The 24897-nt window shown below is 34.7% G+C and carries 22 protein-coding genes; 19 read left to right on the top strand and 3 right to left on the bottom strand.

Features of this window, described 5'->3' with window-relative positions:
• The 15 genes from tsf to M0Q24_RS02265 all read left to right on the top strand — a co-directional run.
• Positions 1-957 (top strand): translation elongation factor Ts (tsf, locus tag M0Q24_RS02335; protein ID WP_295046679.1); only part of this gene is annotated, 957 nt, incomplete at its 5' end.
• Between the two features lie 90 nt (positions 958-1047).
• Complete coding sequence (locus M0Q24_RS02330; protein ID WP_295046676.1) at positions 1048-2247, top strand: FAD-dependent oxidoreductase; 1200 nt, start codon at positions 1048-1050, stop codon at positions 2245-2247.
• A 38-nt stretch (positions 2248-2285) separates the two neighbouring features.
• A complete protein-coding gene (locus tag M0Q24_RS02325) occupies positions 2286-2930 on the top strand; it encodes an ATP-binding cassette domain-containing protein (RefSeq protein ID WP_295046688.1) in 645 nt (214 codons plus the stop codon).
• 6 nt (positions 2931-2936) lie between these two features.
• Positions 2937-3701 carry a flagellar biosynthetic protein FliR gene (gene fliR, locus M0Q24_RS02320; protein ID WP_295046673.1) on the top strand — a complete coding sequence of 255 codons (765 nt, stop codon included), beginning with the start codon at positions 2937-2939 and terminating at the stop codon, positions 3699-3701.
• A 47-nt stretch (positions 3702-3748) separates the two neighbouring features.
• Positions 3749-5341: a DNA topoisomerase IV gene (locus tag M0Q24_RS02315; RefSeq protein WP_295046670.1), complete on the top strand. Its 1593-nt coding sequence runs from the start codon at positions 3749-3751 to the stop codon at positions 5339-5341.
• Positions 5341-5967: a guanylate kinase gene (gene gmk / locus M0Q24_RS02310; RefSeq protein ID WP_295046685.1), complete on the top strand. Its 627-nt coding sequence runs from the start codon at positions 5341-5343 to the stop codon at positions 5965-5967. Before M0Q24_RS02315 ends, gmk begins: the two co-directional genes overlap by 1 nt.
• Positions 5968-6052: 85 nt before the next feature.
• Entirely contained in the window at positions 6053-6292 is a 240-nt protein-coding gene (locus M0Q24_RS02305) for a twin-arginine translocase TatA/TatE family subunit (RefSeq protein ID WP_295046668.1), read from the top strand.
• 3 nt (positions 6293-6295) lie between these two features.
• Positions 6296-7888: an arginine--tRNA ligase gene (gene argS / locus M0Q24_RS02300; protein ID WP_295046666.1), complete on the top strand. Its 1593-nt coding sequence runs from the start codon at positions 6296-6298 to the stop codon at positions 7886-7888.
• Positions 7889-8086: 198 nt separating this feature from the next.
• On the top strand, positions 8087-8710 hold the full coding sequence (locus tag M0Q24_RS02295; RefSeq protein WP_295046663.1) for an acyl-CoA acyltransferase: 624 nt from the start codon (positions 8087-8089) through the stop codon (positions 8708-8710).
• An 83-nt stretch (positions 8711-8793) separates the two neighbouring features.
• On the top strand, positions 8794-10098 hold the full coding sequence (locus tag M0Q24_RS02290; RefSeq protein ID WP_295046660.1) for a Na+/H+ antiporter NhaC family protein: 1305 nt from the start codon (positions 8794-8796) through the stop codon (positions 10096-10098).
• A gap of 131 nt (positions 10099-10229) precedes the next feature.
• Complete coding sequence (locus M0Q24_RS02285; protein ID WP_295046657.1) at positions 10230-11501, top strand: hypothetical protein; 1272 nt, start codon at positions 10230-10232, stop codon at positions 11499-11501.
• A gap of 10 nt (positions 11502-11511) precedes the next feature.
• Positions 11512-13026 carry a FecR family protein gene (locus M0Q24_RS02280; RefSeq protein WP_295046655.1) on the top strand — a complete coding sequence of 505 codons (1515 nt, stop codon included), beginning with the start codon at positions 11512-11514 and terminating at the stop codon, positions 13024-13026.
• 100 nt (positions 13027-13126) lie between these two features.
• Positions 13127-14437 carry a surface lipoprotein assembly modifier gene (locus M0Q24_RS02275; protein ID WP_295046652.1) on the top strand — a complete coding sequence of 437 codons (1311 nt, stop codon included), beginning with the start codon at positions 13127-13129 and terminating at the stop codon, positions 14435-14437.
• A 10-nt stretch (positions 14438-14447) separates the two neighbouring features.
• Complete coding sequence (locus M0Q24_RS02270; RefSeq protein WP_295046649.1) at positions 14448-15575, top strand: FecR family protein; 1128 nt, start codon at positions 14448-14450, stop codon at positions 15573-15575.
• A gap of 3 nt (positions 15576-15578) precedes the next feature.
• Positions 15579-17795: a CHASE2 domain-containing protein gene (locus tag M0Q24_RS02265; protein ID WP_295046646.1), complete on the top strand. Its 2217-nt coding sequence runs from the start codon at positions 15579-15581 to the stop codon at positions 17793-17795.
• Here the strand turns inward: M0Q24_RS02265 and M0Q24_RS02260 are convergent.
• The 3 genes from M0Q24_RS02260 to nhaA all read right to left on the bottom strand — a co-directional run bounded on the left by M0Q24_RS02260 (position 17792) and on the right by nhaA (position 21270).
• Entirely contained in the window at positions 17792-18535 is a 744-nt protein-coding gene (locus M0Q24_RS02260) for a 3'-5' exonuclease (protein ID WP_295046643.1), read from the bottom strand. The two genes, M0Q24_RS02265 and M0Q24_RS02260, sit on opposite strands and share 4 nt — an antisense overlap.
• A 3-nt stretch (positions 18536-18538) precedes the next feature.
• A complete protein-coding gene (locus tag M0Q24_RS02255; RefSeq protein WP_295046640.1) occupies positions 18539-19864 on the bottom strand; it encodes a hypothetical protein in 1326 nt (441 codons plus the stop codon).
• 71 nt (positions 19865-19935) lie between these two features.
• Entirely contained in the window at positions 19936-21270 is a 1335-nt protein-coding gene (nhaA, locus tag M0Q24_RS02250) for a Na+/H+ antiporter NhaA (RefSeq protein WP_295046637.1), read from the bottom strand.
• 58 nt (positions 21271-21328) lie between these two features.
• On the opposite strand from nhaA, the gene M0Q24_RS02245 reads away from it, so the two are divergent.
• The 4 genes from M0Q24_RS02245 (at position 21329) to M0Q24_RS02230 (ending at position 24718) form a co-directional block, all read left to right on the top strand.
• A complete protein-coding gene (locus M0Q24_RS02245) occupies positions 21329-22690 on the top strand; it encodes a hypothetical protein (protein WP_295046634.1) in 1362 nt (453 codons plus the stop codon).
• Entirely contained in the window at positions 22691-23686 is a 996-nt protein-coding gene (locus tag M0Q24_RS02240) for a MoxR family ATPase (RefSeq protein WP_295046633.1), read from the top strand.
• Positions 23687-23827: 141 nt separating this feature from the next.
• On the top strand, positions 23828-24280 hold the full coding sequence (locus M0Q24_RS02235) for an Hsp20/alpha crystallin family protein (RefSeq protein ID WP_295046630.1): 453 nt from the start codon (positions 23828-23830) through the stop codon (positions 24278-24280).
• A gap of 12 nt (positions 24281-24292) precedes the next feature.
• Complete coding sequence (locus M0Q24_RS02230) at positions 24293-24718, top strand: Hsp20/alpha crystallin family protein (protein WP_295046628.1); 426 nt, start codon at positions 24293-24295, stop codon at positions 24716-24718.
• Positions 24719-24897 lie beyond the last annotated feature (179 nt).

Here is a 24897-nt window from a genome sequence, read left to right as displayed (position 1 = left end):
GACATGGCAAAAGCAACTGAACTTCTAAAAGAGAGAGGAATCGCAAAAGCAGCTAAAAAAGCTGATAGAGTTGCAGCTGAGGGTCTAGTTGGTTTTAAAATCGCTGATGACTTCTCTAAAGCTACTGTAGTTGAGATTAACTCTGAAACTGATTTTGTAGCTCAAAATGAAGGTTTTCAAAAATTAGTAAAAGATACTGCAGAAGAGATTTATAATAATCAACCTGCTGATGTAGCTGCTCTTATGGCTTCAGATTTTGGAGCAACTTTTACAGATGCTGTTACTAAGATTGGGGAGAAGATTGAAGTTCGTCGTTTTTCTACACTTAGTACAGATGCTACTACTGCACTAAATGGTTATATCCACTCAAATAACCGTATAGCAGTTATCGTTCTTGCAAAATGTGATAGTGCTAAAACTGCTGAGGGTATGCGTGATACTCTTAAGCAAGTAGCTATGCATGCATCTGCTATGAAGCCTACAACTCTAAGCTACAAAGACTTTGATGCTGAGTATGTTTCAAGCGAGACTGTTGGTAGAATTGAAGCTATCAAAAAAGAGAATGAGGAGTTAGTTCGTTTAGGTAAAACTCTTAAAAATGTACCGCAGTACATCTCTATGAGTCAACTTACAGATGCAGTTTTAGCTGGGGCTGAAGCTGATATCAAAGCTGAACTTAAAGCTCAAAATAAACCAGAGAAGATCTGGGATAAGATTATCCCTGGATCTCTAGCTCGTTTTATCGATGACAATACTACACTTGATAAAGAACAAGCTCTACTAGATCAAACTTATGTTCTAGATGACAAAAAAACAGTAGCCGAGGCTGTAGAAGCAGCCGCAGCTAAACTTGGTGGAACTGCTGAGATTGTTGAATTTGTTCGTCTTGAAGTAGGTGAGGGAATTGAGAAAAAAGTTGATGACTTCGCCGCAGAAGTTGCAGCACAAATGGGATAAATATCCACTTTTCTTTTACGCTTTGGCGTAAAAGAAATGCTTCTATATCAAATATTTTAATATAATATAAAATAATGATATACTCTCTTCATGTTAAAATCAAATAAAATTATTGTTATTGGTGGCGGTTACGCTGGTCTTCGTACCATCGAGTATCTAGCTAAAAACAGACAAAATCAAATCACACTCTTTGATAAAAATTCATATCACTATATGCAAACAGAAGTTTATGACCTCATTGCAAATGAAGAAGATTTTGCTCAAGTAACACAAGACCTATTTACTTTCTGTCTAGGCTTTGATGGGAATGTAGTTTTTTGTAAGCAAGAAGTTATGAATATTGATTTTGATAACAAAAAAGTTATAACTGATATTCAAAGATACAACTATGATTATCTTGTTATTGCTGTTGGTGCAAGAACAAAGTTTTTATCAAGTATAAAAGGTCTAAAAGAGTATGCACATGGCATCAAGTCACTACATCATGCGATGTACTTTAAGCAAAAGTTTGAGATGTCGCTATTTAACAAAGTTAGAGAAGGTGGGGCTCAAGCAAAGCCTTTAAATATCATAGTAGCTGGAGCTGGACTTAGTGGTGTAGAAATCTCCGCACAGATGGCATCTTACTCAAGAGAATTTTATGATAGAAATAACTTTATATGTAGAGGGTTAAACATAGTGTTAATAAACTCTGCAAAAAACATACTACCTGGTATGGATGAAAAACTTGTACAAAAGTCAAAAAAAAGACTCAATAAACTAGGTGTTAAAGTAAAAAATGAGAAAAAAGTCGTAGAGCTTGATGGAGTTAATGTAAGCTTAAGCAATGGGGAAGTTCTACCTATGGACTTTATGATATTTGCTGGTGGAATTCAACCAAGTCCTTTAGTCTATAAACTTGACTTAGAAAAAAATAGCTATGGTTATATTGAGACAAATGAGTTTTTACAAGTCAAAAAATATGAGGAAGTATTTGCTATTGGAGATTGTACTACCATATATAATGATGGTAAAACTTTAGCACCTACAGCAGATGTAGCGGAACAGATGGCAGAATATTGTGCTAAAAATATAGAAAATCTGATTTTAGATAAAGAACTCCAAGCATATAAAATTGCATCTCGTGGAATGCTAATAGCACTTGGTAGAAACTACGCATCATCTAAAGTTTTAGGACTATATTTTAATGGGTATATTGCATATACAGTTAAAAAACTAATTGAGAGATTGTATGCCTTGAGACTTAGTAGAGTTGCAAAAAAAGGTTGTAAGAAAATATTTGAGTGCTAAAGAAGAAATTTTTAGCTAGAACTGATATAATCACTCTTATGAATTTACTATCTGCAAAAAATATATCACACACTTTTGAATATGAACTATTTAGAGATGTCTCATTAGAGCTTGATGAGAGTGACTCTATCGCAATTATAGGCATAAGTGGAAGTGGTAAATCAACTCTACTTCATATCCTCTCTAGCCTACTAAGTCCAGATGTTGGAAGTGTTGAGCTTTTTGGCAAAGATGTACAAAGTATGAGTAAAAAAGAGTTAGCAAAGATAAAAAGAGACTCGTTGGGTTTAGTTTTTCAGGCGCACTATCTTTTTAAGGGTTTTAGTGCAAAAGAGAATCTTGAAGTTGCTGCAATGCTCTCAAAGCAAGAGATAGATGAAGAAGTTTTAAAAAAACTTGGCATCTTAGAAAACATGGAGCAAAAGGTAACAGAACTCTCTGGCGGACAACAACAAAGAGTCTCCATAGCTAGAGTTCTTACTAAAAAACCTCGTGTTTTGTTTCTTGATGAACCAACTGGAAACTTGGATAAAACAACTGCAAATGAAGTTATGGATATATTTTTTGACTTTATAACAGAGAACAATGCAGCTATGATTTTAGTGACTCACGATGAAGAACTTGCCTCAAGATGCAGACGAGTCTATAGACTACAAGATAAAGAACTCCTAATGGTTAAGTGAGAAAAGATGTCTTGGGCTGGGATTTTTACTGATACTTATGTAGTTGGTTTTGTGCTTTTGTTTTTTCGTTTTGGGGCACTTTTTTTAGCTGCACCAATTTTTTCGCATCAAAATATCCCTATGACTATAAAAGCTACTATGGCATTTTTTTTCACTATAGTTTTTTACTCATCTATGCCACCACTACAAATAGAGATAAATGTTGCAACTATCTTGTTAGCCATACTAAGTGAGCTTTTTTTTGGACTAGCTATAGGTGTGATACTACTCTTAGCCTATAATGTAATCACTTTTGCTGGAGGTCAGATCTCTTTTATGATGGGGTTTTCAATGGCAAGTGCAATTGATCCACAAAGTGGTGTCTCAATGCCAATTATCTCACAATTTTTGTCACTACTTGGTCTTATGGTACTTCTCTCAATTGACTTGCATCACTGGCTACTTCTTTTTATAGATGGCTCATTAAGTAGCATTCCTTTGGGTGGCTTTTTGATGGAGCAAAACCTTTTTGATTATACCATCCAAGCAGCTTCAAATATGTTTTTAGTAGGTTTTATGATAGCTTTTCCAATTATAGCTTTAACATTTTTACAAGATATAATATTTGGAATGCTTATGAAGACAATGCCACAGTTTAACCTGCTTGTAATTGGTTTTCCTATAAAAATCGCAGTAGCATTTATGGTTTTAATAGCTACACTAACTGCTACAATGTTGATTTTAAAGACACAAGTGCAAGGTGCATTTAACTACTTAGAGATGTTTTTTTAGTCTTTTTTTGATACAATGATAAAATTTATGCCCTCAAAGGAAAGCTCGTGAAAATTTTACTTCTAAATGAAAATCCAGTAGTTACTAAGCTCGTTACTCTTAGTGCTCAAAAGACATCTGACGAACTAGACATAATCACTGATATACAAGATTTAAAATCACAAAACTATGACCTTTTTGCAGTAGATGATACTCTTTATACACAAGAGATCTTTGATGAGATTAAAGAAAAAGTTAATTTTAGCAAGTCGCTATATATATGCTCAAGAGATGCTGAGGAAGTTGAGGGTTTTACTGAAACTTTGAGAAAGCCATTTTTGCCAACTGACTTAGTTGAGCTTTTTGCAAATCTAGATGGCACTCAGGAGAAGGCTCAAGAAACTGAGGACGAAGATATTTCAGAGATTGATTTAGATGATGCTAACGAACTTGAAAGTTTAGATGAACTTGATGGAGTTGATGATATAGAAGATGATGATGAACTTCATGACTTAGATATAGATCTTGACGAAGATGATGAACTTGGTGACATAGATATAGATCTGGATGAAGAAAATGGACTTGATGACTTAGAACTAGATGATCTAAATGATGAAGATCCCGATGAGGAAGTATCTGAGAAGAGTGAGCAAAAAAGTGAGAGTATTTTAGACAAAGATGAAGTTCAAGAAGTACAAAATCTTTTACAAGAAACAGAAAAAGATGATGATATGGATCTTGAAGACTTTGATTTTGACTTAGATGATGAAGAAGAATTAAAAATTGATGATTTAGAAGATGAAAATGCCGAAGAACTTAGTCTTGGAGATCTAGATGATCTAGAACTTGATGATCTAGAACTTGAGAACATTGAAAAAATTGAAGAAGAAAAAATTGAAGCTATTGATGAGCTAGAAGATTTTGATCTTGAGGATGAAGAGATTCAAGAAGAAGAGACTCAAGAAGAAATTAGTGACGAAATTGATAGTGACATAGACAAAGAACAAACAATACAAGTACCGCAAGAAGGTGAATTGATAGAAGATGAGATAAATCAAGAAGAAGTTGATGAATTTAGTCTTGATAACTTAGATGAATTAGAAGATTTTGATCTTGAAGAAGAAGCTCAAGAAATTGAAATAGATGAGCCTCAAGATGATGAAGAAGAAGTTGAACAAGAAGACGAGCAAGAATTACAAGAGATGCCAAAGCTTGATGAAGATGAAGAAGAGCTAACTCAAGAAGATGAGCTAAATATTGATGATATTAGCGATGATGATTTGGAGAGTACAATAGAAAGTGCAGTGCTTGGACTTAGTAAAGAGGACTTAGAGAGTGAACTTGATGAGGATGCACTTATGGATATAGATATGAGCGATGTTGACGCTTTAGAATCACTAAATTCTAGAGATATTAAACTAGCTATTGGTGAGGAAGTAAAAGAAGAGATTGAAGAAGAATCTCAAGAAGTAGATGAGTTTATTGAAGATGAACAAAATGAATCTAAAGAGTTAGATGTGTCACAAAATACAGAGATTAGCCCTGATGAAGAGGGTGTAGAATCTTTGAAAAAACTTTTAAAAGCTCTCTCAGATAAAGATGTAGCAGCTTCATTAAAAGGTATGAAGATAAATATCAATATAACATTGGGCGATAAATGATGTACAAAAAAAATGGAGTTGTTTTAGTCCTCTCCGGTCCTAGTGGTGCTGGAAAAAGTTCTTTAATAAATGCAATAGCAGATGAGATAGGAGATTACTATTTTTCTATCTCTACAACTACTCGCCCTATGAGAGAGGGAGAAGTTGAAGGTGTTCATTATCATTTTGTGTCCAAAGAAGAGTTTCAAAAAGATATTGAACAAGATCATTTTTTGGAATATGCATTAGTGCATGGAAACTACTACGGAACATCTCTAAAGCCTGTTAAAGAAGCTTTGAGTCAGGGTAAATTAGTGATTTTCGATATTGATGTACAGGGAAATACTGCTGTAAAAAATAGGTTAGGAGATATAACAACTTCAGTATTTATAACTTCTCCGTCCCTATCAGAGTTAAAAAAAAGACTAATAGAACGTTCAACTGATTCTAAGGAGGTGATTGAAAATCGAATTAAAATGGCCAAAAGAGAGATTCAGAGAACTTCTGAATATGATTTTGTCATTATTAATGATGATTTTGATCTAGCAGCAAATGTATTAAAGCAAATTGCAAAAACGGCAAGAATAAAAGTACCTACTCACAGAATAAATGAATTTGTTCAAGAATGGGAAGATATAGAGCAGTAGCTCTTATTTTGATTGAAGCGATAAGAGTATTTACAGCAAATTGTAGCTATACTCTCGCATTAATTTTATAAAAAAAGGAAAGAACATGGGAATGCCTGGTGGAACTGAACTACTAATTATATTTGGAATTATCGTACTGTTATTTGGTGCAAAAAAAATACCTGACTTAGCAAAAGGAATTGGTAAAGGAATCAAAAACTTTAAAAGTGAGATGAAAGAAGTAGATGAAACTGAAGTTGTATCAACTGATGCTCCTAAAAAAGTAGAAACTGACACAACAACTACAGCTTCAACAGAAGCTCCAAAAACTACAACACAAGCGTAAACTTTGAAGCAACGAGTATCCTTACTTTTACGTGAAAAATTTGATCGAGATGTAGTTTTAGAAAAACCAAAAGATAGAAGTTTTGGTCATTTTTCTACTCCGATAGCTTTCTCTTTAGCAAAAGAACTTAGAAAATCTCCTATGGCTATTGCTGAGGAGATCGCTTCTTCATTTGATAATCATGAAATTTTCTCTAGCGTTGAATCTTTAAAAGGTTATTTAAACTTCCGCCTTAGCGAAGACTTTTTAGATGAATATGCTTCTTGGGCTTTGCAAAATGAGAGTGAATTTGGCAAGCAAGAAAAAAAGAGCAAGATCCTCCTAGAGTTTGTAAGTGCTAACCCTACAGGACCTCTCCATATCGGTCATGCAAGAGGTGCGGTTTATGGAGACACTCTTTATAGATTAGCAAAACACTTAGGCTATGACATCACTGCTGAGTACTATGTAAACGATGCAGGAAACCAAATAGACTTGCTAGGACTTTCTATCCAGCTCTACGGTAGAGAAAATATCTTGGGCGAAGATGTTGAGTACCCAGAGAGTTACTATAGAGGTGAGTATCTTGAAGCTCTATCTAATGATGCAGTTGCAAAGTTTGGCAAAGAAATACTTAGTGATGAGTCTCGCCAAAAAGAGCTTGCACTTTGGGCTAAAGACGGAGTTATGAAGATTGTGGTTGATACACTAGCAGCTACAAATATTCACTTTGATACTTTTGTAAATGAGTCATCTTTGTATGAAGATTGGCAAAGAGTTATGAAAAAGATGGGTGATGGTGTTTACAAAAAAGACGACAAACTCTGGATAGCATCACAAGTAAAAGGTGACGATAACGATAGAGTAGTTGTTCGTGAAGATGGTCGCGAGACATACTTAGCGGGCGATATAGTCTACCATAACCAAAAGTTTGAGAGAGCTTATGATCACTATATAAATATATGGGGAGCTGACCATCATGGCTATATACCTCGTGTAAATGCGGCTGTAGAATACCTAGGATATGATAGTAAAAAGCTAGAGACTCTCCTTTCTCAAATGGTGAGCTTATTAAAAGATGGCGAGCCTTATAAGATGAGTAAGCGTGCTGGAAATGTCATACTTATGAGCGATATTGTTGAAGAAATAGGCTCAGATGCCCTTCGTTTTATCTTTGCTTCAAAAAAGAGCGATACTGCATTAGAATTTGATCTAAGTGAATTTAAAAAACAAGATAGTTCAAACCCTATTTTTTATATACAGTATGCTCATGCTAGGATCCAAACAATTCTCTCAAAGAGTAACTTTAGTAAAGAAGAGATTATGTCATCTTCATTAAAAGGGCTTGATGAGAGTGCTGATGCACTTCTCTTTGATGCACTTTTACTTCCAGAAGTTATAGAAGATGCATTTAATTCTCGTCAAGTTCAAAAGCTCCCAGAGTATCTGAAATCTTTGGCAGCATCATTACATAAGTTTTATTATGATGTTAGAATTATAGGAACAGATGATGAAGCAAAACTTTTAAAGCTCTTAGAAGTTGTAGCGCTCTCACTTAGAGTTGGTCTTTCTCTTCTTGGTATAGAGGCAAAAGATAGAATGACAAAAGAGGACTAAAAGCCCAAAACTAGGAGAAGTTTTGCTCTTCTGCTAGTAAAAGATGCAATGATTTTAAAATATCACAAAATCCACAAAATCAAATTTATTTTTACTCCGAATAACGAATTTTGCAAAATATCATAAATTAAGAAAGTTTTTATCATAATGTATGGTACTATTACCACTAAATGAACATAAATAATTTTGGATGAAAAAATGAGTATAAAAATAAGAAAAGCGTTAAGTGAAGATGCCCCCTTTTTGGCACTGATGATACTGCAAAGTTCTCGTGCTGAGAAAAAATATGGAATGTTTGATCTTATATTTGCAACTAAAAAAGATGAAGAAACTTTAAGATATATAGAAAAACTAACTACAACAAACGCTAAAAATCAATGTCATTACACTAACTTTTTAATAGCTGAGATAGATGGAGAAAAAGTTGGATCACTCTGTACTTATGAGCCAAGAATCGCTACAAGAGAGACTTTTGTCGAGGCAATCGAAGAGATAGAGAGAGACAATGGAAGCAATGAATATTTAGAGATTTTAGAAGCTTGTGATTTTGAGTTAAATAAGAGAACCCTTATCTTTGACTTTATGGAAGAGATAGAGGGTTTTATAGATGTTGGAGTATTAAAAGCTCTTATGCAAAAGAGTCTTTTAACTGCAAGATTAAAGGGTTATAGAATAGCTCAAGCTATGGTAGAGATTGGCTCATTAGAAACTTTGCTTTATTATAAAAAACTAGGCTTTAGAGAAGTTCGTCAAAAAGAGTGCGAGATCTATAAAGAGAAGTTTGGTAGAGCTGGTTTGGTGCTTTTAGCTATAGAGTTCTAGCCATAGAAACCTCCGCTCTATCACTTCTTCCTTCACTTCTTGCAATCTCATTAGCACTCTACACTAGAAGCGTTCTGCTCTCTTTGTTTGGCGGCATTATATTGGGTCTGTTTATACTTCATGACTTCTCAATCACACTTAGCATAGAAGCTCTTTTTGATCTTTTTGTATCACTTCTTGGTGAGCCTTGGATCTTAAAAACACTTGGATTTGCTATTTTGGTTGGAAGTGTTATGACTTTAATAGAACAAAGTGGAGGCATAGAGGGCTTTGTAGAGTTTATGCAAAAAAAAGTTGGTCTTGTAAAATCTGCAAGATCTGCACTGATCCTTAGCTATATCATTGGTGTAATTATCTTTATAGAATCTTCCATCACATCACTAATAGCTGGTGCAGTAGGTCGTGGGTTTGTTAAAGAGTACAAAATCCCAGCTGCAAAACTAGCTTTTGTGTGTGACTCAACATCGGCTCCTATTAGTTCTTTAATCGTTTTAAATGGTTGGGGTGCACTTCTTTTAGGACTCATTGCCACACAGATTCAAAGTGGTGTTATAGAGGGCGATGCTATAACTATACTCTTAGAGTCTTTGCTATATAATTTTTACGCAATGATAGCACTTATTGTTACTTTTATAGCTATTTGGTTCAACATTGACATTGGTGCAATGAAAAATGCAAAGTTTGTTGTGACTCAAACTAAAGAAGGTGAATCTTTAAAGCAAAAAACTAAAAGTATGTACTTTATGATAGTGCCAATAGTTTTAATGGTTATTTTTGTTTTTGTTTATCTCTATATAACTGGAAATGGAAATCTACTAAAAGGTAGTGGATCTAGTGCTATCTTTTATACAGTTTTAACGACTCTAATTTTCATGTTTTTTTACTACATACTAAAGAAAAACATGACATATAAAACTTGGGGCTTAAATGCTTTTAAAGGAGCTGTGAAACTCTTTCCCATAGCTATGATCTTACTCTTTTCTTTTGCTATAGGTGAGGTTACTAGTGAGCTAAAAACTGGTGAATATTTGGCATCTTTAGCACAAGAGAGTCTAAATATTTATCTGCTAGCATCAGTTATATTTTTACTAAGTTCACTTATATCCTTTTCAACAGGGACTAGTTGGGGGACTTTTAGCATTATGATACCCATAGCCGCGTCAATGGCAATAGCATTAGATGCAAATGTAGCTTTAGTTATAGGAGCTGTTATCTCTGGTGGTATCTTTGGAGATCACTGCTCACCCATCTCAGATACTACCATCATATCTTCAATGGCAAGTGATTGTGAAGTAGTTGAGCATGTAAATACTCAACTTCCATATGCTCTCATTAGTGGTGCTATCGCACTTCTTCTGTTTTTTATAAGTTCTCTGCTTTTTTCTTAAAATATAAACTATTATATAAATACTAAATGCTATACTAACTACAGTAACTTAAGTTATTAAATTAATTATTCTAGTTAAGGATGTAACCGCTGAAGACATTTGTATTTTTAATTATATTATTACCTATCTACTTGATTGCTAATGTTACAACAAAGGCTAACTTTAGTGCTGAGTATGAAAAAGCTACTAAGTTATATAAGTCTAAAAATTATAAAGAGGCATATGAGATCTTCTCTAAAATATATCTCAGTAGCCTCTCAGACGCAAAACTTAGTTTTTACTTAGGACACTCAGCCTATGAGACAGGTCACTATGAGATTGCATTAGCAGCTTTTGAGAGAGTTGAGATCTTAGAGCCTACAAACTTGAGAAATAAGCTTGAAAAAGCTAGAACTTACTTTATGTTAAAGATGTATGAAGAGGCGCAAAACTCATTTGAAGAAGTTCTAAATAGTCCTATGATCCCTAAAAATGTAAGAACCAATATAGAGCTATATATTGCTAAAATTACTGGTGCTCAAAAAAAATCATTTACTTACGCAACTCTAAATATTGACTGGCTCTATGATTCAAATGTTAACTATGGATCACTAGATGATACCTATAACATAGGTTCAACTGCATATCCAACAGCAGAGGTAAGAGCAGATAGAGCCCTTCAAACATCTTTAGATCTAGTAAATATTTATGACTTTGGTGATGCAAATGGTTTTGCTTTAAAAAACAGAGCTTTTGCCTATCTAAAAGACTACAAAAAAGAAGATGATTTTGATATCGCTTACCTAGCTTATATGCCCTCTCTTTTGTATAAAGAGAGCAGATATAGTGCTGAGATGGTTGTTGGTTTTGAGACTATGAACTTAGCTAGTAAAAACTACCTAAGAAGCATCCACTATATGCCAAAGCTTGACTATTCACATACAAATACTCTAAGAAGTATTGTTTATTTTAAGTATCAGAGAAAGTTTTTTCAGCAAGCTGCCTACTCTGATCTAAACTCAAATCACTGTGAACTATCTTATGGACTTCAAACTATTTTAACACCTAGATCTTATCTTCAAGCAAATATAGTGGGCATCAAAGAGAAAAAACGCCAAGCCTCAAGGATAGATGTTGATTATGACGAGTATAAATTAAATGCAATATATGCAAATCACTTTAGTGCTATCTACTCGGCAGAAATATATGGCGAGATAAAAAAGAGACAGTATGAAGATTTTAGTAACTTGTTTGAATCAACTCGCGTAGATGAGAGTAAAATTATTAGCCTTAGTTTAGGCGCTAGAATTTTACAAACTTTGCGTCTTAATGCAAAGGTAAGTTACAACAGAGTTGACTCAAATCAAAATCTGTTTAGTTATCAAAAGCATACATTTTCTTTGGGTTTAACAAAGACTTTTTAAGGAGCCAACTATGAAATATATAACTAAAATATTGATACTACTTTTTTTACTAAACTTGAACTTATATGCTAACACAGTAGGAACTATAACAGCCCTTAGTGGGAGTGCTTTTATACAAAGAGATGGTAAAAGCATAGATGCAACTCTGGGAGCCAAACTAGAGCAAAAAGATAGTATAAAAACTAAAGACGCTACTAAAGTTCAGATCATCTTTAATGATGAGACTATTATTAGCATAGGTAAAAATTCAAACTTCTCTATAGATGAGTTTTTGTTTGAAGAGGGTGAAGCTCCAAGTGCTAAGTTTGGGCTTCTAAGTGGTGCTATGAGAACTATAACAGGCAAGATTGCAGATGTCGCTCCCGATAAGTTTAGTGTAAAAACAAAGACTGCAACTATTGGGATTCGAGGTACAAACTTCTCTATTTTTGCAGGCGAAGATGGAAGTGCGAGAGTATTTTGTACATATGGAGCTATTAGTGTAACTGCACAAGGAGATAGCTCTAGTTCTATAGTAACTCAAGGTTTTTATATTTTAGTCTCTGCAGATGGAACTAGATCTGCACCTATAAAGTTCACACCACAAGAGTTAAAAGAGGCAAAAGAAGAGAGTTTTGCAACTAGCTCAGACGATGACTCTTCAGATCCTGACACACAAGATAACGATGCTTCTGAACCTATGGCAGATTCGCCAATAGATACTAACAACAATGAAGATCTAGGCTTAGTAGTGGAGAACATTACAGATAGTGCAAGACAAGCAGCTGAGCAAGAAGCTTTAAATAGAGGTAATTACTCACTAATTGGTGAAACTAGTTTTTTAAACTATATAGTGAAAGTAGATGTACTAGGATCAATTTTTAATGGAGCTTCTATAATAGATGGACAAAATACATTTACAACATCTAAAACAGCAAATTCGTTTACCTCTATGGATAAGTTTACATCAAGTATAATAAGCGTTACATCGACAGATCCAGATATAACAAGTATAGGACTAAGCACGCCTGAAGATAATTATTTTAATGCTACTGGTGATGATTTGATGGCTGGAGATAGTATGAGTTGGGGAGAGTGGGGAATTTCTTACGATTATACGGATTCACTAGGATCTGCTCACTCTCAAGAAAATCATTTATGGATAGCAGGTGAAGCTACACCCACATCAGTTATTGATGCTTATCGTGGTGCGAATATGAACCGAACATATAGTGGAATATATAAAGCAGTTTACTCAGATAATAATTATATTCCAATAAATGGACTCGCTACATTAAATGTTGATTTTGGCAACGATATAGCAGTGTTAAATATAGGTGCTAATTTAGATTCAAGTGGAATTGAGATAGTGCCTCATACAATTAATAATTTAATTATAAATGGCAACCAAATGAATGGGGTTGATGGGTTAAATAGAGCTAATGGAAGCTTTTATGGAGCAGACGGTAAGTCAGCGGGAGGAACTTTTTATATACGACTTAGTCCTGGTGAAGTAAACGGTGTTTACCAAGTTAAAGCACCATGATTTCTTGATCTATTTATTTTCTTCTTAAAAAACAAAATGTTATAATAATATATAATAATTTTGTTACTTATATTAATTATTTAAAACAAGGATGGATTAAGTGAAGATATTTGTATTTTTAATAGTTCTATTGCCTATATATCTATTTGGTAATGTAACAGAAAATAGTGTTGAGGGTAAGTATAAGCAAGCTGTGGAGTTTTACAACTTAAAAGACTACAAAGCATCTTATGAGATCTTAAGAGAGATCTACTTGCAAAAACTCTCAGATGCTAACTTGAACTTTTATCTTGGTCGCTCAGCCTTTGAGATAGGTAACTATGAGATGGCTCTAGGAGCTTTTGAGAGAGTTGAGATGCTAGATCCAGCAAGTCTTGCAAATAAGCTACAGATGGCTAGGACTTACTTTATGCTAAAGATGTATGAGGATTCTGAGATCGCATTTAAAGAGGTCTTAGAAAATCCAAATCTACCACAAAACTTAAGAACAAATGTAGAGTTATACTTATCTAGCGTTACAAAAGTTCAACAAAAATCATTTACATATGCCACGATAAATCTTGATTGGATTTATGACTCAAATGTAAATTATGGCTCGCTAGATAGAGAGTACACCATAAACACAGGAACATATGCATCAACACAAGAGAGATCTGACAGCGCTTTTCAAGTCTATGCAGATATTGTAAATATCTATGACATTGGGCAGAAAAATGGTTTTGCTCTAAAAAATAGAGTCTCACTCTTTTTAAAAGATTATAGAGACTTAGATGCTTATGATGTGCAGTATTTAGGATATGCACCAAGTATTTTATATAAAGAGACAAAATATTTAGCAGAGCTTGCTTTAGGTTTAGATGTTTTGACTCTTGGTAAGAAAGAGTACCTTCGTACTGCTTCTTTGACCCCAAGGTTTGAGTATAGTCATTCTAATACTCTAAGAAGTATTGCCCATATAAAATATCAAAAGAAGTTTTTTTCAAAAGACGCCCAGTATGATCTAGATGCAAATCATTATGAACTTGCGTATTCACTACAAAAAATCCTAACTCCTCGCTCATTTATACAAGCAAATATTACAGCTATACGAGAAGCAAAACTTCATGGTCAAAGAATTGATGTTGATTATGATGAGTATAGAGCAAACTTACTATATGCAAACCAATTTACTGCAATTTTTGGAAGTGAAATTTTTGCACAGTATAGAAAAAGAATGTATAAAGATTATAGTAAACTTTTTGGAAATACAAGAGATGACGATGGTGGAACAATAGCTGTAAATTTAAATGCGAGGATACTTAAGACTTTGCGTTTTCATATCAAGGGAAGTTACAATAGAGTAGAATCAAATCAAGAGCGCTTTAGTTATCATAAACATACGATAGCAATCGGTTTAAACAAAACATTTTAGGAGAGAGATTATGAAATACTTAATAAAAATTGCTTTAATAGTCCTTTTGCTTAGCGTAACTCTTTTTGCTAAAGATGTTGCTAGAGTTACAGGTTTGAGCGGTGATGCATTTATCCAAAGAGATGGCACTAAGATAGAAGTAACTCTGGGCATGGCTCTTGAAGAAAAAGATACTATTACAACCGATAGTAGAGCAAAAGTGCAGATAATCTTTGAGGATGAAACGATAATTTCTCTTGGAAAAAATTCTAAATTCTCTATAAAAGAGTACTTCTTTGAAGAGACAAAAGAGCCGGTTGCAAAGTTTGCAATGTTAAAAGGGGCTATGAGAACCATCACAGGAAAGATAGGAAAAGTAGCTCCAGAGAAGTTTAGTGTTGAAGCAAAAACAGCTACTATAGGGATAAGAGGGACTAACTTTAGTGTCTTAGTGGGCGATGATGAGTCGGTGCAAGTTTTCTGTACTTTTGGTGCTATTAGTGTAAATGTTAATGGGGCTGAGAGCGTAGTAAATCAAGGATTTTATATCATAATATCTCCTGATGGAGGAGTTGAGATAAAAGAGTTTACTCCGCAAGATTTAAAAGAGATGAAAGAGCAAAACTTTGCTAAGGGTGAGTCAAAAAAAGGTGATGCCCTGCAAGATGCCATAGCTACTAATGAGACTCAGCTTGATAATACAAGAGAAGAGTTTGACAATATCGTTATAAAAGATATAACAGATAGTGTGGTTGATGCTGAACAAACTGCTGGAACAATAGCTACAAACTTGTCTGATTTAATAGCAGGATACTCTATGAGTGATGCTTTATATACAGGAACTTACTCGGTAACTCAAACAGTTGGTTTAGGAACAAACCTTCAAACAAGTGGTGTTGCTGAATTAATGGTTGATTTTGGAGCTGATACAGTTAATCTATCCATAGATGGTGGAGTAGTCTTTTTTGATGAAGCTACACAATTTAATGGAAGTAGTTTTAGCGTAAATGAAAATAGTATTGATAGTGGTGTAGGTAGTGCTAGTGGAACATTTAAAGGTGCAACAGGAAATATAGTCGAAGGAAACTTTTTTCATTTAAATGGATCCAATGGAGAAAAAGGAATATACAATGTTACTACAGAGCAGGAATTACATTAAAAAATGAGAGGAAAGTATAAAGCACTAATATCACTCTTTATACTTTTAAGTCTGATATTATCTAGTGCTTATCTTTTTTTACCAAGTCATTTTCAATCCCTTGACGATAGAGTAAGAGATTTCTACTTTAAAGCTCGTGGTGCAACTACGGCTAGTGAAGATATTGTAATTATAGATATCGATGAGAGAAGTATTAAAGAGCTTGGTCAGTGGCCTTGGGAGAGAGATAAAGTAGCTCTCATACTTAAAAATTTGGCTTTAAGTGGAGCAGGGATTATAGGTCTGGATATTGTATTTAGTGAGGCTGATAAAACAAGTCCTAAGCTACTTGCACAAAAATGGGGTTTTACTGAAGTAGAAGTTCCAGACTATGATCTTTTGCTTTCACAAACTATAGCGGCGACTCCAACTATAGCTGGTTATGTTTTTGATTTTGATGCAAACAACTCAAATGAAGCTCCACAAATTCCCGCTATTTTTGTAGAGAGATCAAAACAAGATAGAGCATTTATCCTAGAAGCTAGTGGGGTTTTGCCAAATCTTAAAATTATTCAAGATGCAAGTTACTCAAGTGGATACCTAAACAATGTTCCCGATGAAGCTGGAATTATCCGAAGCGTTCCTTTGATGATAAGATATCAACAGAGGCTATATCCATCTCTAGCTTTTGAGATGTACCGCATAGCCAACCAAAGCAATAGAGTCACAACTACTTACTCAGAAGTTGGAGTAGAGAGTGTGGAAGTTGGCAAAACAATTATCCCAACTGATAGATTTGCAAGGATGCACCTAAACTTTAGAGGTCCCGCTCGAAGTTACCGCTATATCTCAGCAGTTGATATCTTCCATAATAGCTTTGATCCAAAGAGAGTTGAGGGTAAGTTTGTTCTTATTGGGACATCTGCTTATGGGCTTATGGATCTGCGCTCAACTCCACTAGATAGCGTTATAGCTGGGGTTGAGATCCATGCAAATATGATAGATAATCTACTCCGTGGTGATATGTTAAGAAGACCAGTTTGGGCAGAAGTAGCAGATCTATCTGCTATCATAGTTGTTGCTTTTATTGTGATATTTATCTACTCTAGACTCTCTCTCTTGTTGTTTACTTTAGCAATTATTGGTTCATCGTTTGTTTTGATATATCTAAACTACTATCTACTATTTGATAAGCTTTATATATTAAATGCACTCTTTCCTCTCTTTAGTATCTTTTTGTCTTTGATCGGAGTTTTAGGGGTAAACTACTTTTTTGAATCTCGCCTAAAAGAGATGATAAAAACAAAGTTTGCATCAAAGGTCAGTGCTAGTGTTATGGAAGATATTTTACAACACTCAGACTCTGATGCCTTAGAGGGACAAGAAAAAGAGATAACAGTCTTCTTCTCAGATATAAGAGGTTTTACAAATATCTCTGAAGCGATGGGAGATGCAAAAAAACTCATCAGGTTTATGAATGAGATAATGGAACCAATGACTGAGATCATCATAGATGAAAAGGGGACAATAGATAAGTATATAGGCGATGCTATTATGGCTTACTGGAATGCACCACTAGATCTAGATAATCATGCTGATAGAGCTATGAGAGCGAGTCTTAGACAACTTCATCATCTAAAGAGATTAAATGAAGATCTAAGAGCAGATCCAGACTTTATAAATGTCTCAAATATGGCAGATGAAGCCAATATACCAATAGTTGATATTGGGATCGGTTTAAATACAGGTTTAGCCATAGTTGGCGAGATGGGTTCAAAGAAACGCTCAGACTATACAGTTATAGGCGACACAATAAATGTAGGTGCAAGACTAGAATCTCTATGTAAATTTTATAACTCAAGACTAAATATCTCAAACTTTACAAAGAGCCAGCTAAAGGGCAACTATATATTTAGATTTTTAGATCTAGTGACTGTAAAAGGAAAGAGTGAGCCAGTTGAGATCTGGCAAGTTCATGACTTTGCCGATGAAGTAAGTGAGCCACTCTTTTACTCTAGTAAAGAAGATCTATTAGCTGAACTTGAGACTTATCATAGAGCTATAGATCTATATAAGGCAGAAAATTTTAAAGAGGCACTTGTGATATTTGAGGAGTTAAACCTACTTGAATTTAAGAGCAATCTAAAGATCTGTGAGATCTACATAGAGAGATGTAAGCACTATGTAGATAACCCACCAAAAGAGTTTAACGGAGTTTTTGTGCATACAACAAAAGGCTAGTTCTCTAAAACCTTGTTTATAGAGTATCTTAGATCTTCATCTAGATTTTCCATAGAACTTAGCATCCATCTTAGATAACCAGCATCACTATCTGCTACTTCTTTTAGAGTTTTATTTTTATACTTTCCAAATCTAAAATAGTTTACAAAGATAGGAGTTTGAGTGAGTTCTACCATCTTCTCAACAGGATTTTCTCCTACAAAAGCAGAGCTTACTGCATCTTTTAGTTTTGACAAAAAGAGTTTTAAAACTAAAACATCACCTATGGCATCGTGAGCTTTTACTACAATTCCAAGCTCATCAGCCTCTTTTTGTTCTTCTTTGTAAAGCCCCATCTTATAGCGAAAATATTGAAGTCTATGAGCATCTTCCTCTGCAAAAATATGTTTTGCAACTCTTAGAGTATCTATAACTTGCATCTTGTTTACAAAACCCTCTTTTTGAAGCATTCCTATATCAAAATCAGCGTTGTGGATGATGAGGTAGTTCTCAGCTATGTTTAACTCACAAAGTCTCTTGTATGCCTCGCTATCAACACAAGATGGTTTTTTCTCTAACATATCTGGAGTGATTCCATGAATCTCCATAGCTCCAAAGCCAATAGGCACATCACTAGAGTAAAACTCATTGTGAACTTCTATCTCTTTTGCACCTAGAACCATGTAGCCTAGTTGTATAACTCTGTCATTTTCACCTACACCTGTTGTCTCAGTGTCTAATATTACATATTTTCTTGCCAAAAATTATCCTTTTATATGTTTTTTACTTATAAAATTAACGTTAAAACTCTTCTCTTTATTTGCATCTAGCTTGATTTTAAATGAGACTAAATTGCCATTTTTATATGAAAATTTCTCTTTTGTTTTTATAACACTTGAGCTACTTTTGTTAAATGGTACTAAAATTTCTACAGTCTTTTTTTCATCAGATGAGTTTTTAAGAGTGTATTTTATAGTTGTATCGTAGTGCTCTTTTGTATCAGAGCGTAAAAAAATACTCTCGTCTAAAGCCAGATCAAAACTGTTACCAATAGCTAACTCAACACTTGTCTCTTTTGGAGTGTGTGAAATGTAAGACTCTCCAATAAAGATCTTTTGACTCTTTATCGGTGAGTAAGTTCTAACAACACCTTTTGGAAGTGGAGTGTCAAGTTTTTGCATCTCTATACTTTGTGCAACACTGTGCTTTACTTGTGTGTTTAGAGTTAGTGGATCTGAGGTTTGTACTTTGTAGAGTCTTTTAATATCTATGTCATTTTTACTTAAAAACTTTATTTGTGTTTTTTCTTGATCTGATATGTCAACTTTAAAAGGAACGCTATAAAAGTGGTAACCCTCATGTGCTTGGTGCTCAACACTTTGGTTTAAAACCATATCTTTTGCATAAGACATTGCTCTTTGTGGAACTTGCATTGTGTTTACATCGCCAGCTAAAACATGAAGATCTGTGTTTAGGTAAGACTTTCCAGAATGGTTGTCAATGCTGATCCAGCCAATTAGGTTTGCTTTATCGCCATGGATGTTAAGTATGTAGTCGCTCTTCCAAGACAAGTTTCTTATAAGGTAATCGATCTCTATCTTTGAATCTAAACTCTTTCTTGTCTCGATGTTATAAACTAGAGATGGCTTAGTTAGAAGCGTAGAGGGAATTGTAGAGAAAATAATCTCTTTTGGCTCTACTGAAATAATTTGGTTTTTTTTATCTTTAAGTAGTGCAGTTTTAGACTGGTGGGAGAGAAGTGTAAACTCATCTCTGTCTACTTTTACTTTTTTGTCAATATGTGCATCTAAGAGTTTTTGTAAATTTAGTTGGTCGTATCTGAATTGCTGTGAATACAGAGTTACTTCTTTTGGTAAAGAGATATTTACAGAGTCTGTAATAATTGTGTTTGCAACAGGAGAGTAAACGATCTCTTTGTCTTCTTTTTGAAGACTTAGATCTCTTTGCTCATGTACAAGAGCTACTCCATCGTTATAGACTATAAGTGAAGATGAAGTAGGCTCTTTTGAGAGGCTAGAGGCAAAAATGAGTGAAGACGAGAGCAAAATAAGGGTGCTTAAATATTTCATAGAGATACCTTTTTCATAGTGATAATACATATTACACTATGAAAAAAAATATAGAGTAATAAAACAAATGTTTAATCTGCTTTCTTTGCTACAAATCTTAGCCAAAAATAACCAAAAAGTCCCGCAAAAAGAGAAGCGGCGATAATTCCAATCTTCGCTTGAAATATAAGCTCAGCATTTCCAACAAAAGCTAAATCAGCAATAAAGATAGACATAGTAAAACCGATACCACCTAAAAAAGAGACACCAAAGATTTGACTCATGCTGCTTCCTTCTGGAAGTTTAGCAATGCCAAGTTTTATAGCTAACCACGCAACACCGGCAATTCCTAAAACTTTACCTAGTATAAGACCTGCAATAATGCCCAAAGAGACACTCTCCACTATTGTATCTCCAACTGAAGAAAAATCTATAGAGATTCCAGCATTTGCAAGGGCAAATAGAGGTATAACGATGAGCCCAACAGATAGATGTAACTTCTGTTCAAGCCTTGCAGAAGGAGATTCAACAGCTATTATTCTATCTTTTATATTTGTAAGTATCGCTTTTTGTTTATCATGCATAGTGCAGTCAGTTGCTACGGGATAGTTATCATACTTATCGAGTAGATCTCTAGTGTCATTTGTAAAATCAAGCGGAGTTAGTTTTGGTTTAGATGGAATAGCCATAGCCGCAATAACACCAGCAATAGTCGCGTGTATGCCAGATTCTAGCATGAAAAACCATAGAAAAAGTCCAACTATAAAGTAAGGAAGTACCATACGAATACCAATACGGTTAAATATAACCATCACCAAAAAAGAGACAAAAACTAAAGCAAGAGAGATCATATTGATGTCATTTGTATAAAAAAGAGCGATAACTACAACAGCACCAAGGTCATCAACAATAGCAAGAGCTACTAAAAAGGTAACAAGCGCAGGAGAGACTCTGTTTCTTAGAAGTACCAATGCACTAATGGCAAAGGCAATGTCTGTTGCCATAGGGATTCCCCAACCTTTTGCTCCAGCTTCACCGTAGTTAAAAGCCATATAGATAAGAGCAGGAAGAGCCATACCTCCAATAGCTGAGAGAATAGGTAAAATAGCTACTTTTATATTTGATAGTTCTCCTATTAAGATCTCTCTTTTGATCTCAAGTCCAATAATAAAGAAAAAGATAGCCATTAATCCATCATTTATCCAGTGATGAAGAGTATGTGAAAGCTCCCATGAGCCAATACTAATCTCAACATTTGTATGAAAAAAGTCAGCATAAGTCTGTGTTAGTGGAGTATTTGCCAAGATTAAAGCAACTATAGTCATAAACATCAAGATGACACCAGTGGTAGTTTGGGCATGTAAAAAATGCTCAAAAGGAGTAGAAATCCGTCTAAATGTTTTTTCCCAGGGTGCGTAAATTCTCATATTACTCCATTGTAGGTTTTTGAGTAATTATAACTAAAAAAGACAATGCTAAAAAAATATGAGTATAATCTGCCTTATGAATTTACAAAAACTACAAAATAAAACTATCTTACTCTTTGGAAAAACACGCTCATTTAGTTCTGATGAGTTTATCTCCCAACTAAAGTTTCATAAGATAAAACTAGCAGAGGGCTTTAGCGAAGATGTTGAGCTAATCATAGATGGAAAACTTATGACTCCATATGAACAAAATGAGAGTGAAAGCCTCTATGAGAGCCAAAAAGGTCTAGAGTTTATCTCTATAGATCTACTTGAGAGAGAACTTGCAAAACATATAGATGCAGCAACACTTATGATGAGTCTAAAGCTCTCAGCAGATAGAGCAAGGCTAAAAGATTTTTTAACAAACTCAATGATAAGTGATGAGTTATACCTAAAGCTTATAAAGATGTATAGCTGGGGTGGTGAGAACTTTTTTGATAATGATGATAATAGAGATATAAGTGCAGCCCTTATAGTGCGATTTTACAAGAACATAGAGAGAAATCACAATGTTGAGTATGCAACTTTAGGTATTATGCACCTTGCATCTCAAAGTAGAGATCCATTAGTTTTAGAGACAATTGCAAACCTAGAACCACTACAGAAAACAATGAGAGATGCAACTAATCAATCAAACTATAAGATAATCTCAAGTCTAGCTAAAAATGAATCAACTCCAAAAAGTGTTTTAGAGTCTTTTATAAAAAAAGCACCTATAGAGATAAAAAAAATGATAGCCGTTCGCCAAGATTGTGATGAGGAGATGCAAAACTCTCTCTTAGATACAAAAGAAGTTCATGAAGCACTATCAAACAATAAAAATCTAGCTAAAAGTACGATAAAAAAACTTATGCAAGATAGAGCAAAAAACATGGCAAGAAGTGTGAAGCCTGATAGTGAACTGTTTGAGACTTTCTTAAGTACAAATCCTCTAGATCTAGCACAAAATAGTTCTCTAACTAAAGAGATGCAAATGAAGATCTTAGAGCTTGACATAGAAGATGTAAATCTAGCTTTAGCATCAAACGAGCATATAGATAGAGATATTTTAAAGAGCCTGCTTAATGAGTCTTCACAAGAGATTTGTAACGCTCTATATCAAAATAATGCTACTCCAAAAGAAGTGCTAAAATACGCTTATAAAGATGATAAAAACCATAAAACACTTGCTAGAAACTCTAACACTCCTAGTGAGATCTTAGAACTTTTAGCTAAGAGTGAAGATGGGGAGATCTTGTTGTCTTTGGCAAGAAACTCCAATACACCTGTAGATATTTTGTATCAACTTCAACTTGATTCTCGCTACGAGAGAGCGGTTAAAGAGAACCCAAATTTTGGCAAACACATAATGAGCGAAAACATAGGATGGCAAGAGTAGATGAGAGCATCAAGATTAACACAAACACTTCAAGCTTTAGTGGAGCAAAAAGTTCCAGTTTTTTTATGGGGAGCACCAGGGATTGGAAAATCTTCTATAGTTAAGCAGATTGCAAAAAGTAAGGAAGTAGGCTTTATAGATCTAAGACTCGCACTAATGGATCCAACGGACTTAAAAGGGATTCCTTTTTACGATAAAGATTCACACACAGCTCTTTGGGCTCCACCTGCGTTTTTGCCAAAAAATGGTGAGGGGATACTTTTTTTAGATGAGCTAAACACTGCCGCACCAAGTGTTCAAGCCTCAGCATATCAGCTCATTCTTGATAGGAAGGTAGGCGAGTATGAGTTGCCTGATGGCTGGGCTATAGTTGCAGCTGGTAACCGTGAGAGTGATAGAGGCGTGACATATAGAATGCCATCACCACTAGCCAATAGATTTGTTCACTTTGAGATGGAAGTTGATGTGGATGATTGGAAATATTGGGCATTTAAGAGTGCTCTTGATGAGAGAATCATCGCCTACATATCATATAAAAAAGAGCATCTCTTTACCTTTGATCCAAAGAGTGACGCTAAAAGCTTCGCAACTCCTAGAAGTTGGGAATATGTAGATAGTATCCTAAGCGCAGATCTAGATGAGTTACTTCTGCTTGATGCACTTAGTGGAGCTGTTTCTCGTGAGGTTGCAGTTGGTTTTTTAAGTTTTATAAAAGTTATGCATAAACTTCCAGACATAGAAGCAATTTTGACAACAGGCGAGGGCGATTATAGCGATGAAGTGGATGTACTTTACGCTCTTAGCATCGGACTTGTAAGTGCCTTGCTTAAAGATTACAGTGATGAGAGACTTGACAATCTTCTCTCATATACATTAGGACTAAAGAGCGAATTTGCAGTTTTATGTGTGCAAGATCTACAAAAAAATGGTCAAACAATGGAACACTCTGATGTTTTTAGAGAGTGGGTAAAAAAGTTCGCCTATCTTTTAGCATAAGTATTCACAATAGTAATTTTTGGTTCTCACCAAATATCAAGATACATTTTTTAAACTTAAGTTTTATCTGCTACCTAGGTGGCAGAATTTTACAGAATAATCTTCTATAATTACAGCATAAATAAAAACAAGGAGTCAGTTATGTTCATTACACGCTATAACCCAAGTAGAAATATGAGAGAGTATAGAAGAGGACTCGACCTCTTTAATACTCTCTTAGATGACTATGTTCCAGTAAGTAAGCAAAGTGGCTTTAGTGCTGATTTTATTCCTGCTATTAATACAAGAGAGGGCGAGTTTGCATACCATGTCGAAGTTGATTTACCAGGAATAAATAAAGAAAATATCAACATCTCCGTTGAAGATAACAAGCTTGTTATCTCAGGTGAGAGAAAGACAAAAGAGGAGATGAAAGAGGAGAACTACTATAGAGTTGAGAGTAGTTTTGGCTCTTTTTCACGCTCTTTTTCACTTCCAGAGGGAGTGGATATTGAAAATATTCGCGCCGAGAGTCAAGATGGTGTCCTAGAGGTAGTTGTGCCTAAGCTCAAAAAAGATGTAGTAAATAAAGTGAAAAAAATCGCTATCAAATAAAAGGAGGATATTATGCAAATCACAAAAAGTGTTAAAAATATTGGTTCTGAGATAGAAAAAGGTGTTGAGATTGTTGGTAAAAAGGTCTCTGAGGCTTTTGATAATTTGGCAAGTCACCTCCCTTTTGCTAACCTAGCGAAGAAGGAGAATGCTGATTTTCATATTGAAGTTGATCTGCCTGGTGTCAAAAAGGAGGATATAGATCTTAAGATTGAAGATGATGTCTTAATTATAAGTGCAGTTCGCCACTATAAAAAAGAGCTAAATGATGAGAGCTACTATATTTGCGAGAGCTCTTTTGGAAAAATAGAGAGACGCTTTAGCCTTCCTGAAAATATAGATAGTGAAAAAATCAGCGCTAGCTTTAAAAATGGTCGCCTAGAGATAGAGTTGCAAAAGACTGAAAAAGCAAAACCAAAGAGTATCGCTATAAAATAGACAAGGAGATGGCTATGAGAAAAGAGAGTGTTAAAATACTTTATATTCTCAATGGATTGCTATTTGCTGCCCTCCTTGTGCAGGGTTATTTTATCTATAAACTAGATTTCGTGTCAAGCACGTAATGACGGGACACGCGTCATCCTGAACTTGATTCAGGATCTAGCTTAATAATTGTC

The organism is Sulfurimonas sp. (assembly GCF_023228785.1).
GTDB lineage: Bacteria > Campylobacterota > Campylobacteria > Campylobacterales > Sulfurimonadaceae > Sulfurimonas.
This window is presented reverse-complemented; position numbering and strand designations above follow the sequence as displayed.